This is a genomic window from Enterobacter sp. RIT637 (assembly GCF_019718755.1).
GTDB lineage: Bacteria > Pseudomonadota > Gammaproteobacteria > Enterobacterales > Enterobacteriaceae > Enterobacter.
Window position 1 is genome coordinate 11,828 of record NZ_JAIHAZ010000015.1, and the last position, 17,047, is coordinate 28,874.

The following is a 17,047-nucleotide window of genomic DNA, read 5'->3' on the forward strand; positions in this document are numbered from 1 at the left end:
TATTGTGCCGGGTGACGGCTTCGCCTTACCCGGCCTACGTTGACCCGGGGATGACTACGCAATCCTGCACGCATCCGCTTCCCAGCGATACCCCACGCCATACACCGCGCGGATAAACGACTGCTCGGCGTCCAGCGCCTCCAACTTGCGGCGCAGGTTTTTGATATGGCTGTCGATGGTGCGGTCGGTCACGACGCGGTAATCGTCATACAGGTGGTTCAGCAGCTGTTCTCGGGAAAAGACTTTTCCCGGCTCGTGGGAGAGGGTTTTCAGCAGGCGGAACTCCGCAGGCGTCAGGTCCAGCAGCTTGCCGCGCCAGCTCGCCTGGAAGCGGCTTTCGTCGACAATCAGCGGGCTTTCGGCGTCGAGCACCTGAAGCTCGCGCTGCGGCCTGCAGCGGCGCAGAATGGTTTTCACGCGGGCGACCACTTCACGCGGGCTGTAGGGTTTGCAGATATAATCGTCCGCGCCTATTTCAAGCCCCAGCAGGCGGTCGATTTCTTCTATTTTGGCGGTCACCATCACGATGGGCACGTCAGAGAAACGACGAATTTCCCGGCACAGCGTCAGGCCGTCAGTGCCCGGCAGCATCAGGTCAAGCAGGATCAGATCCGGCGGCGTCTGGCGTACGTAGGGCAACACCCGATCGCCATGATTAATCAGCGACGGGGCATAGCTTGCCGCGCGTAAATAGTCGATCAGTAACTGCCCAAGCTTAGGCTCGTCTTCCACAATCAAAATGCGTGGCGTGTTTTCGTCAATCGGTAACTCGGTCATGCTTCTCTCGATAAATCCCGTTCCAGAGGTAACTCTACTGTAATGCTAACCCCGCCAAAAGGCGAATGGGCGGCGCGGAGGGTGCCGTTGTGGGCCTCGACGATGTTGACGCAAATCGCCAGCCCTAGCCCGGAGCCGCCGCTGGCGCGGTTGCGCGATCCCTCGGTGCGATAAAACCGCTCAAACAGTCTCTCCAGCTGCGCATCCTGCACGCCGGGGGCGGAATCCGCGAAGGTGATGGCAAAACGCCCGTTTTCCTGCCTGCCGGAGATGTGCAGCCCGCCGCCGCTGTCGGTGTAGCGCAGGCTGTTTTCCAGCAGGTTGTTAAACAGCTGCATCAGCCGGTCTTTATCGCCAAACACCACCGCGCTGTCCGGCAGGGAGAGGTCGATCTTCAGGTTGCGGCTGGCAAAGCGCTCGCGGAACGCGCCGCTGATCACTTCCAGAATGTTAATCACGTCCACCGGCGCTTTCTGGTAGGCCAGCGCGCCTTCATCGGACATGGAGAGCTGATGCAGATCGTCCACCAGCTTGGTCAGCGTACCCACCTCCGCCTGCAGCGAGGCCACCGATTCGGGCGTAAACTGACGCACGCCGTCCTGAATGGCCTCCAGCTCGCCGCGCAGCACCGCCAGCGGGGTGCGCAGCTCGTGCGAAATATCGGCCATAAAGTCGCGGCGCATCTGCTGGTTCTTCTCCAGCGTGCTGGCGAGCTGGTTAAAGTCCTGCGCCAGCTTACCCAGTTCGTCCTGGCTGCGGGTGTCCACGCGGGTGGTAAAGTCCCCGGCGGCCAGCCTGTGCGTGCCTTCCACCAGCCGTTTAACCGGGGCGAGCAGGCCGCGCGCCAGCGGGAAGGTGGCGAGCGCGGCGAGCAGCGTCGATAGGGCCACAATCAGCCAGCTGGTCTGACGCTGCTGGCGGTCAAAGTTGATGTCGGTGTTGCGCGTCAGCCGTTCCACCGGCGAGGCGATCACCCAGCCCACCGTGGCGCCGTTAGCGGTGATGGCGCGCCGCGTGCCGTCCGGGGGTATTGGCGCGCGCGGGCCAACCAGCGTGCGCATGTCCTGGTCTATCACCCAAAACTGGGTGCGCCAGCCGTGCGGCGGCATGCCCGGCCCCGGGCGGTCGTCGTCATTATCGTGCTCCAGCGAGCGCAGGATCTGGAAGATAAAACGGTCATTATTGCGCAGGAACCGCCAGTTGCCGTGCTGCGTATACTGCTCGCCCAGCGCATCGCTTAACCCCTGCAGGCGCTGTTCGTTGCCGTGCTTGATGTAGTCGATAAAACCGCGCTCAAAGCTGACCCGCACCGCCCAGTGCATGGTGATCAGCAGGACGATACAGGTGGCAAAAATCGCCACAAAGAGTTTGCCGGTAATACCCGGACGCCAGAATTTCATGGTGCACTCCTTTTGCCGCGTCGGATCACGACGTTCTTTGTGGTGTCATTCGGGACTCTGGCGAAGATGACGGCGGGCAGGGCGATAATCACCGACATGCTGAGATAAGTATATAAAAAGACCTGATGCGCAACGGGCGTGTCCACGCTGAGATGGTGCTGCCCGTACATGCCGAGCAGCAAGCCCGCAATGGTCACGCCGACGCTCATGGAGAGCTGCATGATCATCGACAGCAGGCTGTTGCCGCTGCTCGCCAGCTCGTCTGGCAGGTCCTTCAGCGTCAGGGTGTTCATCGACGAGAAGCGCATGGAGTTGATGATCCCCTGGCAAAACAGCACCAGCGGCAGGGCGTAGTACCAGCCCATCAGCGCCACGGCCATAAACAGCAGGCTCACCAGTGCCAGCCCCAGCGTGGCGGCGACCAGCACGTGGCGGTAGCCAAAGCGGTTCACCACCTGCACCACGATGCGCTTCATTCCCATGCTGCCGAGCACCATCGGGATCATCATCAACCCCGCGTGGAACGGCGAAAAACCCATGCCAATTTGCAGGAACACGGGCGTCATAAACGGCAGCATCCCGCTGCCAATACGCCCGGCGAAGCTGCCGAACAGGCCAAGACGGTAGGTGGGGTTTTTAAACAGATTCAGGCTGAACAGCGCTTTGTCATTCTCGCGAGCATGCCACAGATACCACAGAATGGCGGTGATGCCGATAACGACCAGCATCCCCAGCGTCAGGGACGAAATGCCCAGCCCCTTCTGCCCGTCGAGCGCCAGCGTGAGCGTTGCCATGCCCGCCGCTAGCAGGATAAAGCCGAAGAAATCAAAGCGCCGCGTCTGCATTTTGTAGTTCGGCATCAGCGTCAGGGTGGCGATGGCGCCGATGATGCCAACCGGCAGGTTGATTAAGAAGATCCAGTGCCAGGAGGCGTACTCCACCAGAATCCCGCCCAGCGCCGGGCCCAGCAGCGGTCCCACCTGACCGGGTAACGTCACAAAGGTCATCGCCGCCATATACTGCTCGCGCGGCACAATCTTCATCACCGTTAGCCGCCCGACGGGGACCATCATCGCCCCGCCGACGCCCTGCAGCACCCGCGCCATCACCAGCTGGTCGAGGGTACTGGCCTGGGCGCAAAACAGCGATCCGGTGGTAAACAGCACGATGGCGGTAAAAAAGATATTGCGCACGCCCACTTTGTCCGCCAGCCAGCCGCTGGCAGGCAGCATCACCGCTACTGTCAGCACGTAGGAGACAATCACCATATGCATGTGCAGCGGGCTCTCCCCCAGGCTTTTCGCCATTGAGGGGAGGGCAGTATTAACGATGGTCGTATCCAGCGACTGCATAAAGAAGCCGAACGCGACTATCCACAGCTGCCAGCGAACGTTGTTGGGGAGGTCGGTCATTTACTCGGTCACCGTGGTTCTCTTTTTACGTGAAAAACGCAGCCGCAGGCGGTCAAAGAACAGATAGACCACCGGCGTGGTGTACAGCGTCAGCAGCTGGCTCATCACCAGCCCGCCGACGATGGTGATCCCCAGCGGCTGACGCAGTTCAGAACCGTCTCCACCCGATATCACCAGCGGCAGCGCGCCAAACAGCGCCGCCAGGGTGGTCATCATGATCGGGCGGAAGCGCAGCAGGCAGGCCTGGAAGATCGCCTCTTCCGGCGTCAGGCTGCCGTTGCGCTGGGCGTCCAGCGCGAAGTCGACCATCATAATGGCGTTTTTCTTCACAATGCCGATTAACAGCATGATCCCGATGAGCGCGATGAGGCTGAACGGCGCGCCGAACAGCTCCAGCGCCAGCAGCGCCCCCACGCCCGCCGACGGTAGCGTCGAGAGAATGGTCAGCGGGTGAACGTAGCTCTCGTACAGCACGCCCAGCACAATATAAACCGTAGCAATCGCCGCCAGAATCAAAATTACCTGCGAGTTCATCGTATCCTGGAACACCTGGGCCGTGCCGGCAAAGCTGCCGCGCACGGTGGACGGCACGCCAAGCTGCGTCATGGCGCGGTTGATGGCATCGCTGGCCTCTGAGAGCGACGAGCCGGTTGGCAGGTTAAACGAAATGGTCGAGGCGGCCGAAAGCCCCTGATGGTTAACCGACAGCGGCGCATTCGACGGCTGCCAGCTGGCGAAGTACGACAGCGGAATGGCCTTGCCGTCGTTGTTAATCACAAACATTTTATCCAGCGCGCTGATGTCCTGGGTGTAGCGCGGGTCAACTTCCATCACCACCTTGTACTGGTTCATCGGCTGGTAGATGGTAGAAATCTCGCGCTGACCAAAAGCGTTGTTCAGCAGGCTGTTAGCCGCTGCCACGTCAATGCCCAGCCGCGACATGGTTTCGCGGTCGTAGGTGAGCGCCATCTCCGCGCCGTTGTCCTGCTGATCCGAGTTGACGTCGGCCAGCTCCGGCAGGGCAGCCAGCGCTTTACGGATCTTCGGCTCCCACTCGCGCAGGGCGGCTAAATCATCCGAGAGCAGGGTGTACTGATAGCTGGCGTTGGCCTGACGACCGCCGACGCGGATATCCTGAACGGCCATCAAAAACAGGTTCGCGCCCGGCTCTTTGGCGAGCTTCACGCGCAGGCGGTCAATCACCTGCTGCGCGGTAAGATTACGCTCGTCGCGGGGCTTGAGGGTAATAAACATCATCCCGCTGTTGACGCGCGAGCCGCCGGTAAAGCCGGTGACGTTATCCACCGCCGGATCCTCACGAATGATCTTCATAAAGTCCTGCAGCTTGCCGCGCATCGCCTGGAACGAAATGCTCTGGTCAGCCTGAATACCGCCCATCAGCACGCCGGTATCCTGCTCCGGGAAGAAGGTTTTCGGGATGGTGATGTACATCCAGACGTTCAGCCCAATGGTGGCGATAAGTACCAGCCCGACCAGCCGCGTATGGTTTAGCACCCACTTCAGCGATGTGCCGTAGCCTTCCTGCATCGCCATCAGGACACGACCAAAGCCTTTACGGCGCGGCTGCGAGTACGGCTTGCTGCGCCTGAGCATCCAGCCGCACATCATCGGCGTGAGCGTCAGCGAAATCACCAGCGAAATGCCGATGGCGACCGAAAGCGTGACGGCAAACTCCCGCAGCAGTCGACCCGGCAGCCCGCCCATTAGCAGCAGCGGCAGGAACACCGCCACCAGCGACAGGCTCATGGAGAGCACGGTAAAACCGACCTCGCGGGTCCCTTGCAGCGCCGCCTGCAGCGGCTTCACGCCCGCTTCCAGATGGCGGGAGATATTCTCCAGCACCACGATGGCGTCATCCACCACGAAGCCGGTGGCAATCGTCAGCGCCATCAGGGACAGGTTGTTAAGGCTAAAGCCGCACAGGTACATGGCGGCAAAGGTGCCGATCAGCGAGACCGGCACGGCCACCGCCGGGATCAGCGTCGCGCGGCCGGAGCGCAGGAACAGGAACACTACCAGGATCACCAGCGCGACGGAGATGATCAGCGTTTGCTCCACCTCTTCGAGCGAGGCGCGAATAGTCGGGGAGCGATCCTGCGCAATTTGCAGATCGATGGCCGCAGGAATGGTCTCCTGTAGCTCCGGCAACCGCTCGCGGATGCTGTTGACCGTCTGGATGATGTTGGCTTCCGGCAGCTTGCGGATCATCAGCAATATCGCCGGTTTGGCGTTGGTCATCCCGGCGTTACGCACGTCCTGCACCGAATCGGTGACGCTGGCAACGTCGCTCAGGCGCACCGCCGCGCCGTTGTTGTAGTGAATAATCAGCGGCTGATATTCGGCGGCGGTTTTCAGTTCGTCGTTGGTCTGGAGCTGCCAGCGGTGGCTGCCGTCCTCAATCGCCCCCTGCGGTTTGCGCACGTTGGCGTTGCTGATGGCGGAACGCACGTCGTCCAGCGACACGCCCTGATTAAACAGCGCCTGCGGGTTCAGCCCCACGCGCACGGCGGGCAGGGAGCTGCCGCCGACGTCAACGTCACCCACGCCGTCAATCTGGGCGATGGTCTGCGCCAGCTGCGTAGAGGCGAAGTCGTACAGCTGCCCCTGAGAATAGGTCTCCGAGGTCAGCGTCAGGATCATGATCGGCGCGTCGGACGGGTTGGCTTTGCGATAGGTCGGTCGGCTCGGCATGCCGCTCGGGAGCAGGCTTTGTGCGGCATTGATCGCCGCCTGGACGTCTCGGGCGGCACCGTTAATATCCCGATCGAAGCTGAACTCCAGAATGATGCGCGTGCTGCCCAGCGAGCTGCTGGAGGTCATCTCGTTGACCCCCGCAATGCGCCCGAGCGAACGCTCCAGCGGCGTGGCGACCGACGAGGCCATGGTTTCCGGCGACGCGCCGGGCAGCGAGGCGCTGACCATGATCACCGGGAAATCCACCTGCGGCAGCGGGGCCACCGGCAGCAGCCGGAAGCCGAGCACGCCGCACAGGGTGATGGCGACGGAAAGTAAAATCGTCGCTACCGGACGGTAAATGAAGAGGGCGAAAAACTTCACTTACGCCTCCTCTTCACGTTTCGGGAAGCGGCTTTTTGCCCACAGCGCCAGACGGTCAAACAGGAGATAGATCACCGGCGTGGTGAAGAGCGTCAGCACCTGACTGACCAGCAGGCCGCCAACCATGCCGATCCCCAGCGGACGGCGCAGCTCCGCGCCAACGCCGGTACTGAGCATCAGCGGCAGCGCGCCTAACAGCGCCGCCAGTGTGGTCATCAGGATTGGACGAAAACGCAGCAGACAGGCCTGGAAGATGGCATCGCGCGGCGACATCCCCTGCTCGCGTTCGGCGGCCAGGGCGAAGTCGATCATCATGATGGCGTTTTTCTTCACGATCCCAATAAGCAGGATAATGCCGATAATGGCGATGACGTCCAGCTCGCTGCCCGCCAGCATCAGCGCCAGCAGCGCCCCCACGCCCGCCGTCGGCAGGGTAGAGAGGATGGTGATCGGGTGAATAAAGCTCTCGTACAGCACGCCGAGCACGATGTACATCGCGACCACCGCGGCGACAATTAGCCAGACGGTGTTACCCAGCGCGGCCTGGAACGCCAGCGTGCTCCCCTGGAACTGGGTCTGAATATCGGACGGGAAGCTGAGTTCTTTTTCGGCGCTCAGAATGGACTCTACCGCTTCGCCCAGCGAATATCCGTCCGGCACGTTAAACGAAATGGTGGTGGACGGGAACTGATCCAGGTGGTTGATCGACAGCGGGGTATAGCGCTCCTCCACGCTGGCAATGGCGCTTAGCGGCACAATACCGCCGTCTTTACTGGTCAGGCGCACCGAGTCCAGCGCGGCGAGGCCCGGCGTGTTATCCGTGTTGTGCTCCAGCACCACGCGGTACTGGTTCGCCTGGGTGTAGATGGTGGAGATCAGGCGCTGACCAAAGGCGTTATAGAGCGCGTTGTCCACGTCCGACATGGTAATGCCCAGACGGCTGGCGGTATCGCGGTTGACGTTCACGTAGGCCGCCAGCCCTTTGTCCTGCCAGTCGCTGCTGACGTCCGAGAGCTGCGGCAGCGCTTTCAGTTTATCCACCAGCTGCGGCACCCAGGTGCTGAGGGCATCGAGCGTGGTCGCCTGTAGGGTGAACTGATACTGCGTGCGGCTCACCTGGGTATCGATGGTTAAATCCTGAATGGGTTGCAGGTAAAGCTCAACGCCCGGCACCCGCGCGACGGCGTTTTGCAGACGCTCAATGACGGCGTTGACGCGGTCGTCGCGGTCATCCAGCGGCTTAAGGTTGATCTGAAGGCGCGCGCTGTTGAGCGACGGGTTGGTGCCATCCACCCCCACGTAGGCGGTCAGGCTCTCCACCGCCGGATCTTTCATGATGATTTCAGACACCTGCTGCTGGCGCTGGGCCATATTGGCGAAGGAGACCGACTGCGGCGCCTGAAGCGTGCCCTGAATAATGCCGTTGTCCTGGATGGGGAAGAAGCCTTTCGGAATGAAAATCCACAGCATCACGCTGAGCGCCAGCGTACCCAGCGCCACGCCGAGCGTGGCCCACGGATGGTTCAGGACTTTCGCCAGCACGCGACCGTAGGCGGCAATAATCCGCTCGAACATGCGCTCGGAGGCGCGCGAGAAGCGGTTTTGCTTGCGCAGTGACTCGTGGCTCAGCATGCGGGCGCACATCATCGGCGTCAGGGTCAGCGAGACCACGGCGGAGATCAAAATGGCGACCGCCAGCGTCACGGCAAACTCGCGGAACAGCCGCCCGACGATATCGCCCATAAACAGCAGCGGGATCAGCACCGCAATTAGCGAGAAGGTCAGCGAGATAATGGTAAAGCCGATTTCGCCCGCGCCCTTCAGCGCGGCGGCTAAGGGCTTCTCACCTTTTTCGATATAGCGCGAAATATTCTCGATAACGACGATGGCGTCATCCACCACGAAGCCGGTGGCGATGGTCAGCGCCATCAGCGTCAGGTTGTTGATCGAAAAATCGAGGAACACCATCACCGCGAAGGTGCCGACCAGCGAGAGCGGCACGGCGACAGCGGGGATAATGGTTGCCGGGACGTTGCGCAGGAACAGGTAGATGATCATAACGACCAGCGCAATCGCCAGCATCAGCTCGAACTGGGTATCAGTGACCGAGGCGCGAATGTTGGTGGTACGGTCGGAAAGTACTTTCACGCTGACCGATTTCGGCAGGCTTTCAATAAGCTGCGGAAGCATGGTGCGAATGCTGTCGGCGGTGTCGATGATGTTCGCGCCAGGCTGGCGCTGCACGTTCATCACGATCGCCTGCTGCTTGTTGGCCCATGCTCCCAGCCAGCTGTTTTCCGCGCCTTGCTCCACGGTTGCCACGTCGCCCAGGCGAATCGGAGCCCCGTTCTGGTAGGCAATGATCAGCTGACGGTACTCATCGGCGGACTGCATCTGATCGTTCGCGGAGAGCGTTACGGCGCGGGTCGGGCCGTCCAGCGAGCCTTTCGCCGAGTTGACGTTGGCATTACTGATGGCGGTGCGGATGGTTTCGCTGGTCAGGCCCAGCGCGGCAATCGCCTGCGCGTTCAGCTTCACGCGTACGGCAGGGCGCTGGCCGCCCGCCAGCGTGACGAGGCCCACGCCCGAGACCTGCGAAATTTTTTGCGCCACGCGGGTTTCGACCATGTCTTCCACCTGCGTCATCGGCATGGCGGAGGAGGTGACGGCGAGCGTCATGATCGGCGGATCCGCCGGGTTCACCTTGCTGTAGACCGGCGGGTTAGGCAGGTCAGACGGCAGCAGGTTGGTGGCGGCGTTAATGGCGGCCTGTACCTCCTGCTCGGCGACGTCCAGCGACAGCGTCAGCTGGAACTGCAGCGTCACGACGGATGCCCCACCGGAGCTTTGCGAGGACATCTGCTTCAGGCCAGACATCTGCCCAAACTGGCGCTCCAGCGGCGCGGTAATGGCGGACGTCACCACGTCCGGGCTGGCACCGGGATAGAGAGTGACAACCTGAATAGTTGGGTAATCCACCTCCGGCAGCGCCGACACGGGCAGGAAGCGGTAGCCGATAATCCCGGCCAGCAGGATCGCCACCATCAGCAGCGTGGTGGCGACAGGACGCAAAATAAACAGGCGTGAAGGCCCACCTGTAGAGCCTGGTGGCATCACCTGCATCAGGCTTTCGCTCCCTGTTTTGCCGGTTCAACCACTTCCACTTTCGCCCCTTCGGTCAGGCGGTCGATGCCGTCTGTCACCACGCGGTCGCCAGCGGAAAGCCCGGCGGCAATCACCACCGTCTGGCTGTCCTGAATCCCGGTTTTCACCAGATGTTTACTGACCTTATTGTCGCTATTCAGTACCCAGACAAAGTTACCTTCGTTACCCATCTGTAGCGCAGCCGTTGGGATCACTACCGCGTTCTCTTCGGTCGCAACCAGCATTCGCGCATTGACGAACTGGTTCGGGAAGAGGGCATCGTCCTGGTTATTAAAGCGCGCCTTCAGCTTGATGGTGCCGGTGGTGGTGTCGATCTGGTTATCCAGGCTGAGCAGGGAGCCTTCGCTCAGCTTCTGCTTATTGGTGCGGTCCCAGGCTTCCACCACCAGACCTTTACCTGCTTTTTGCGCCTGCACCACCGTCGCAATGTCGCTTTCCGGCAGGGTAAAGACTAAATCGATAGGGTGAGTCTGGGTGATGACTACGATGCCCGTGGTGTCGCCGCTGGAGATCTGGTTGCCGATATCGACCTGCTTCAGGCCCACGCGGCCGTCAATCGGCGCGGTGATGCGGCTCCAGTCCAGCTGCAGCTGTGCGCTGGCCACGGCTGCCTCGTCGGCTTTGATGGTGCCCTGCGTTTCGCTGACCAGCGACTGCTGGGTGTCCAGCTCCTGACGTGACACGAGGTTGGTTTTTACCAGCTGCTGGTAGCGCGCTAAATCGCGACGGGCGTTGGCGAGAGTGGCTTTATCTTTCGCGAGCTGTCCCTGCGCCTGGGCGAGGGCAACCTTGAACTGGCTCGGGTCGATTTCCGCCAGTAAATCACCGGCTTTGACCTGCTGCCCTTCCTGGAAGTGAATGGCCATCAGCTGGCCGTCGACGCGGCTGCGCACCGTCACGGTGTTGGCGGCGGTAATGGTCCCAAGGCCCGTAAGATAGCGCGGAACGGCCTTGTTCACCGCCGTTGCCGCCTGTACCGGCGCCAGCGCGCCGCCGCGCATGCCGTGACGGCCTCCGCCTGCCGGACGCTGTGCCTGACTGCTGGCAGCTGCGGGAGCGGCGGAGTTCGCGGATTGACTGTGCCAGTACCAGGCGGCGGCAAGGACCACCACAATGATGCCAGCGGCGATTGCCCAGCGGGATTTGTTACTGCCTTTCATCGTTATACGTTCTCATCCTGAAGACTTCGGGGAATGATACTAGTTTAGTCAGCTAACACAGCGGAAAAATGGAGGAAATATGGAAGACTGTCAGGAATGGTCTGAATGGAGGTAAAAGCAAAACGGCAACATCCGTTGCCGTTTTTGGTGTTTTCTCCCTCTCCCTGTGGGAGAGGGCCGGGGTGAGGGCACCAGACCGCACCGCAACCGCACTAGCTAAACATCACCTGCGCCCAGCGCGCCAGCCCTGCGGTAACGGAGCCAAAGTCATCCCCACCGGCAATCGGAATGCCCGGCAGCTGTTCCGCCAGCGCTTTCTTGATCAGCGGTGAACGGGCGCTACCGCCGGTCAGGTAGATAACGTCCGGCTTCTCTTTGCCGTTCTCCAGTGCCAGCTGCACCTGTTCCAGAATGCGCTGCAGCGGCTGCGCGAGCGCCGTCTCCAGCCCGTCCTGCGAAATCGCGGTAGCCAGATCGTCGCTGATAAACGGCAGCGAGACCGCATGTTCCACGCGGTCGGAAAGCGCAATCTTACTCTCTTCGGCAGTACGCACCACGCGGTAGCTCAGGCGCTGACGCCACACTTTATACAGCAGTGCGACTTTGTCGGCGTCCTGCGCGTCGCGCACCAGATCGTTGAGGAAGCGGCCGTTCGCGGTGCTGTAAAAATCACTCTGCGCAGGTACGTCGTTGATGGCAATGGCGTTCCACCACGGCAGGATCGGCAGGGCGATGCCTTTTTCCGTTTGACCGCCCATGCCGAGCAGCGGCATCAGGCTCTTGAATGCAAGAGCGATATCGAGATCGTTACCGCCTACGCGGCACCCGCTGTGCCCCAGCAGGCTGTTTTCACGGTCACGACGGTTATGCCACTCTGGCCCCATCAGCAGCAGCGAGCAGTCCGTCGTGCCCCCGCCGATATCCACGACCAAGACGCGTTTTTCTTCCGTCAGCGTGGCTTCAAAATCCAACCCCGCGGCAACCGGCTCGTACTGGAACACCACGTCGCGGAAGCCCGCGCGGTGCGCTGCGCGTTCAAGGATCCCCTGTGCCTGCTGGTTGGCCTCGTCGCCGCCCAGCCCCTGGAAGTTGATCGGGCGGCCAATCACCGCCTGGGTGATGGCATCCGAAACCTGGGTCTGCGCCTGATGACGGATGTGCAGCATCATGGCGCATACCAGATCTTCAAACATGGCCACCTGCTGCGGCTTCAGGCCGCTGGCACCCAGGAAGGATTTCGGTGATTTGACGAAGTAAACCTCTTCCGGATCTTCAATATAGTGACCGAGCGAGGAGAGGCCGAACTGCACGCTGGACGGCGTAACGTCGATGTCTTCTTCGCGGTTAAAGCTGACCGCACGGCGCAGCAGCGCCTGGGTTTCCGCGGCGGTAGCAGGAACCTGGTGATGGCGGAACAGCCATTCGCTGACCGCTTCGCGCGTTGGCGCGCAGAGCATTGACGGCAGCAGCGTGCTCTCTTTCTCCATTTTCAGGAGCTGCGGTTGTCCGTTTTGCATAATCGCAACCGAGCAGTTTGCCGTACCGTAGTCGAATCCAATAAACACGATAAATCCCCATGCCAGTGAGAAGGGGCGAGACTTTAACGAAATGTCTTCATGGCGACAACAGGAATATGAAAGCAAGGCGAAACAAGACCTTTCCGTTTATGCTGTGGAGAACCCAAAAGGAGAGACGATGTACACCCTGACCTGGCAACCCCCTTACGACTGGCAGTGGATGTTTGGCTTTCTTGGCGCGCGTGCGGTAACGGGCGTTGAAACCGTCACGAGCGACTACTACGAGCGCAGTTTCGCCTGCGGTGGCCATCGCGGTGTCTTTCGCGTGACGCCGGATACCGCGGCTCATACGCTGGTTGTGACGCTCAGTCCGGGACTTATCCCGGTTGCGCAGACCTGCCTTGAACGTATAGCGCGCCTGTTCGATCTCGCCTGTAACCCACAGCACGTTGCGGATACGCTGGGCGATCTCGGTGCCGCGCGGCCGGGCTTGCGTTTGCCGGGCGCAATGGATGCCTACGAACAGGGCGTTCGGGCCATTCTCGGGCAGCTGGTGAGCGTGGCGATGGCGGCGAAGCTGGCGTCGCGCGTGGTGGCGCTGTGCGGCGAACCGGTGGCGGATTGTCCGGACTATCTCTGCTTTCCCACGCCGGACGCGCTGGCGGCAGCAGACCCGATGGCGCTGAAAGCGTTGGGCATGCCGGTAAAGCGCGCGGAGTCGTTAATTCATCTGGCACAGTCAGTCATCGACGGGACGTTTCCGCTTTCCCCGCCCGCGGATATTGAGGCCGGAATGAAGGCGTTACAGCAGCGGCCGGGAATTGGTCGCTGGACGGCAAACTATCTGGCCCTGCGCGGCTGGCAGGCGAAAGATGTCTTTCTGCCGGATGATTATCTGATTAAGCAACGCTTCGCCGGCATGACGCCCGCGCAAATCCGTCGCTATGCCGAGCGCTGGAAGCCGTGGCGCTCCTATGCGCTGTTGCACATCTGGTATACCGACGGCTGGTCACCCTTAATTGATGGCGAAGTAACTGGTATTCAGCAGTAGCTCCAGCGGCTGCGCTTCAGCGATGGTATCGCCGTAAATGAAGTCGATACCAATGCCTGAAAGCGTATCCATGACGATCGGCTGATGACAGGGTCCCGCCAGGGTTTTCATCCCCAGACGCTGAGCGTGCCCCTGGATAATGGTCACCATCATTTCGTCCATCAAATTGCCGTGAACGTTGTTAACCACGTCAGTATCCAGCATCAGATAATCAGCCATGTTGGGGCTAAGCTGGTTAACGTCATTCATATCGCGTCCCACGTGGCTTAACACCACGCGGCAGCCCGCATGGCGGAGTTTTTGCAAATTACGCTGCGCGTTTTCATCCGGGTTGCGCACCACGTCAACCGGGATAACCAGATGCAGCAGACGGCCGGGCAGCGGGCTTTTCTCAAGCAAATCGAGCAGTTCATCCACCAGCGTGACGCTGGCTAATCCGGCTTCCGAAAGCGGCAGGGCAACGCCCATGCCTTTTGCAGCGACGGGTGCGGCATAGGCGCGGAAGAATTCGTTAAAGATCCGCCTGTCGAGGGCGTGCAGCAGTTCAGGCTCCGCCAGACCTGAGCGGAAGGCATGCTCTTCCTGCATTTCACCCTGGCTGGTCCACAGGCGGAGCGACAGCAGCCAGAAGCTGGCGCTTTCCGGAATGCGCGGGGAGGCGACGCTGCGGGCAATCATCATCAGGTGATTGTCTTTAATCATATGCCACTGCTCGTCCAGGGACATCATGCTGCGGTTGCTGTGGATCCGCTCCTGCTGTGGCTCGTAGAGCGTTACCACGCCGCGACCGCTGTTTTTCGAGGCATAACAGGCGATATCTGCCTGAGACATCACTTCCGCCGCCTGATGGTTGCTCTCATCAATCAGCGTGATGCCCGCGCTGGCGCCGATCCGGTGCAGCCGTCCTTCCCACGTGAAGTGATAGTTATTAATGGTATTAATCAACCGTCCCGCGATATAGCGCGCGCTTTCGAGATTGCAGTCCGGCAGCAGGAGACCAAACTCATCCCCGCCCAGCCGCGCCAGAACATCGCTGGAGCGCAGCATGGTCAGCATGAGGGATGAAAGTTCCCTCAGGAGGGCGTCGCCCGCGGCATGGCCTGCCGTATCGTTAACGGCTTTGAAGCGATCAAGATCGATAAACACCAGCGCATGACGCTGGTGCGTCTCCTGCACCGTTTGCAGCAGGCGTTTGAGATGGTTCTCGAAACTGACGCGGTTTGCGAGCCGGGTTAGCGCATCATGGGAGGCGCTATAGCTCAGCTGGCGCAGCATTTTGCGCGACTCGGTTACATCCTGGATCACCAGTACGGAGCCAATATTGTGTCCGTCCAGGGTACTTAATGGGGTGATGCTGTAGTGAATGTCGAAGCTCCCGCCGTTGCGGCAGTTGAGCACCACGTCCTGTTCGATATCTGACCGTGACATATCGCCGCTGTGGATGTTCTCCATCAACGGCCCGTTCTCGCCAAAGGTAATGTGCAGCACGCGCAGTATCGGTTGCCCGATGGCCTCGGCTTGCGGCCAGCCGCTCATCTTCTCGGCGACCGGGTTCATAAAGGTGACGTTCATGTCGATGTCGGTACAGATCACCGCTTCGCCGATGGAGTCGAGCGTAATATGCAGGCGCTCTTTTTCCTGGAACAGCGCCTCGTTAAGCTGCTTCACCTCGGTCATGTCCATATTGATGCCAAGCAGGCGTTCCACCTCGCCCTGTTTGTTCAGCACCCGATTCGCCAGCGAACGAATGTGGCGAATGCCGTCCTTTACCCGAATGCGGAATTCCAGCTTAAACGGCAGTCTTGCGATTAATGAATCGCGCAGCACCTGTTCGGCGTGCTCCCGGTCTTCTGGCACCATGGCGTCATGCCAGAGCTGCCAGGTCGGTTTGATGTGCGGCGGGATTTCGTAAAGCTCGAACATCCGCTTGTCCCAGCTGATGATATCCGGCTCCAGATCCCACTCCCAGATGCCAATCCCGCCCGCTTCGTTGGCGAGCGTAATGCGCTCCATCAGGCGTTTGTTGACCCACTCGGTTTGTTTCAGGTCGTTAATATCTTCAATCTGAGCGATAAAATAGAGCGGCGTGCCGTCAGCATGACGGACGACAGAGACGGCGAGTAGTGCCCAGACAACCTCGCCGTTACGGGTGTAATAGCGTTTCTCCAGCGTGTAGGTATTAATTTCGCCGCTTACCAGCTGCTCAAGCTGCTCCAGGTCGGTGTTCAAATCCTCCGGCCAGGTCAACTGCTGGAAGGTGAGGGACTGAAGCTCCGTCTGGCTATAGCCAAGGAAATTGCATAGCGCTTTGTTGGCCTGCAGCCACTGGCCTTCGATCCCCACCAGCGCCATACCGATGGCGGAATACTCCATGGCATTACGAAAACGCTCTTCGCTTTCGGTGATGTGCTTGCGTTCGGCGCGAAACGCGTACATCACCATGGTCATGACGTTGGCGGGCAGCAGCATCATCAGGAAGGGGAGCCAGGGCGCGTTGAACGCGACGATGACATTCTGCGGCGTTATGGACGCCGGGTTTCTCGCCATCATCAGGGAGACCATCATGATAGTGGCTAAAAATACCAGGTAGGCCTCCATCCGCGGCAGGCGAACGGCGCTCCACATCAGCAGAACGATGACGCAGGTGAAAGGCCACGGGAGCCAGGTGATCGCCGCCCAACAGAGAACCAGCGTTATCACCGTCGTCACCAGCGTTTCCAGCAGCAGTTTCGGGTTACGGTGACGCAGCAGGTAGTGCGGTTTAAATAGCAGCCCTAATGGCACCAGCGCCAGCGCGCCGATGGACTCCGACAACACCCAGGTGAGGAAATTACGCAGGGGGTCAGCGTTCGGTATCAGTAAATAAACCAGTACCCCGCCCACAAGAGGCGGGATCAATGCACTGCCCACGGCCAGGCGGATCCAGTCGTTAAGGTTCTGCAGCGGGTTGTACCAGGGGAGCAGTTTGCGTAACAGTAACGCCCCAACGCACGCCTCGATAATATTCACAAAGGTATAGACGAAGTTGAGGGATCCCCATGAGAACAGCATCCACGAGGCCAGAATGTTGCCGAACGAACAGGCCAGCGCAATACCCGGCCACATTTTCCCCGCGTGGCGATAAAAGGCCACCATCATGATGGACGTCGGGAACCACAGCGGTGCCAGCAGCGTACCAAAGCGGGTCAGCTCGAGTGAAAATAGGGTAAAAATGAAGGTGACCAGGCCCAGGCAGACAAGTCGTAATAAAGGATGTGGGGTGGTAACCAAAACCCGTTGGTATTGTTTATTCATTACCGCTCTATCCAGAGACGCCATGCCGTCAGGAGCGAGGTCCGGGCGCGTGAAAGGATTAATTTCGTTTATGCTAGTACAAACAATTTACAAATCATATGCTGACTGCTCAGATTTTGACATCATAGACTTATTAAATAGTTACTCCGGGAAAAATTCCGGGTGAGTGCCGAAAAAGCAGGCATTAAAATTT

General features: G+C 60.2%; 9 protein-coding genes. 1 reads left to right on the top strand and 8 read right to left on the bottom strand.

All coding sequences use genetic code 11. The features are described from left to right. Nucleotides 1–54: 54 nt before the first annotated feature. From baeR to yegD, 7 genes are all read right to left on the bottom strand, one after another. Nucleotides 55–777, bottom strand: a complete 723-nt coding sequence (gene baeR, locus K5E19_RS18370) for a two-component system response regulator BaeR (protein WP_221552475.1) — start codon at nucleotides 775–777, stop codon at nucleotides 55–57. After that, nucleotides 774–2,177 (bottom strand): two-component system sensor histidine kinase BaeS, encoded by a 1,404-nt coding sequence (baeS, locus tag K5E19_RS18375; protein ID WP_221552476.1) that lies wholly within the window; start codon nucleotides 2,175–2,177, stop codon nucleotides 774–776. The genes baeR and baeS overlap by 4 nt, the downstream gene beginning before the upstream one ends. Then, entirely contained in the window at nucleotides 2,174–3,589 is a 1,416-nt protein-coding gene (locus tag K5E19_RS18380) for an MFS transporter (RefSeq protein WP_221552477.1), read from the bottom strand. Before K5E19_RS18380 ends, baeS begins: the two co-directional genes overlap by 4 nt. Next, nucleotides 3,590–6,667, bottom strand: a complete 3,078-nt coding sequence (gene mdtC, locus K5E19_RS18385; protein WP_221552478.1) for a multidrug efflux RND transporter permease subunit MdtC — start codon at nucleotides 6,665–6,667, stop codon at nucleotides 3,590–3,592. After that, nucleotides 6,668–9,790 (bottom strand): MdtB/MuxB family multidrug efflux RND transporter permease subunit, encoded by a 3,123-nt coding sequence (locus K5E19_RS18390; RefSeq protein ID WP_221552479.1) that lies wholly within the window; start codon nucleotides 9,788–9,790, stop codon nucleotides 6,668–6,670. Beyond that, complete coding sequence (locus K5E19_RS18395; RefSeq protein ID WP_221552481.1) at nucleotides 9,790–10,992, bottom strand: MdtA/MuxA family multidrug efflux RND transporter periplasmic adaptor subunit; 1,203 nt, start codon at nucleotides 10,990–10,992, stop codon at nucleotides 9,790–9,792. The genes K5E19_RS18390 and K5E19_RS18395 overlap by 1 nt, the downstream gene beginning before the upstream one ends. Before the next feature lie 212 nt (nucleotides 10,993–11,204). Beyond that, complete coding sequence (yegD, locus tag K5E19_RS18400) at nucleotides 11,205–12,557, bottom strand: molecular chaperone (RefSeq protein WP_221552482.1); 1,353 nt, start codon at nucleotides 12,555–12,557, stop codon at nucleotides 11,205–11,207. 130 nt (nucleotides 12,558–12,687) lie between these two features. Between yegD and alkA the strand changes: the two genes are divergently transcribed. Next, nucleotides 12,688–13,560: a DNA-3-methyladenine glycosylase 2 gene (alkA, locus tag K5E19_RS18405; protein WP_221552484.1), complete on the top strand. Its 873-nt coding sequence runs from the start codon at nucleotides 12,688–12,690 to the stop codon at nucleotides 13,558–13,560. On the opposite strand, the gene K5E19_RS18410 is transcribed toward alkA, so the two are convergent. Beyond that, entirely contained in the window at nucleotides 13,525–16,854 is a 3,330-nt protein-coding gene (locus K5E19_RS18410; RefSeq protein ID WP_221552486.1) for a diguanylate cyclase, read from the bottom strand. The genes alkA and K5E19_RS18410 overlap by 36 nt on opposite strands. Nucleotides 16,855–17,047 lie beyond the last annotated feature (193 nt).

Bases quoted from the DNA above. Each gene is read 5' to 3' on its own strand.
- baeR (WP_221552475.1), bottom strand. From the start codon at position 777: ATGACCGAGTTACCGATTGACGAAAACACGCCACGCATTTTGATTGTG.
- baeS (WP_221552476.1), bottom strand. From the start codon at position 2,177: ATGAAATTCTGGCGTCCGGGTATTACCGGCAAACTCTTTGTGGCGATT.
- K5E19_RS18380 (WP_221552477.1), bottom strand. From the start codon at position 3,589: ATGACCGACCTCCCCAACAACGTTCGCTGGCAGCTGTGGATAGTCGCG.
- K5E19_RS18390 (WP_221552479.1), bottom strand. From the start codon at position 9,790: ATGCAGGTGATGCCACCAGGCTCTACAGGTGGGCCTTCACGCCTGTTT.
- K5E19_RS18395 (WP_221552481.1), bottom strand. From the start codon at position 10,992: ATGAAAGGCAGTAACAAATCCCGCTGGGCAATCGCCGCTGGCATCATT.
- alkA (WP_221552484.1), top strand. From the start codon at position 12,688: ATGTACACCCTGACCTGGCAACCCCCTTACGACTGGCAGTGGATGTTT.
- K5E19_RS18410 (WP_221552486.1), bottom strand. From the start codon at position 16,854: ATGAATAAACAATACCAACGGGTTTTGGTTACCACCCCACATCCTTTA.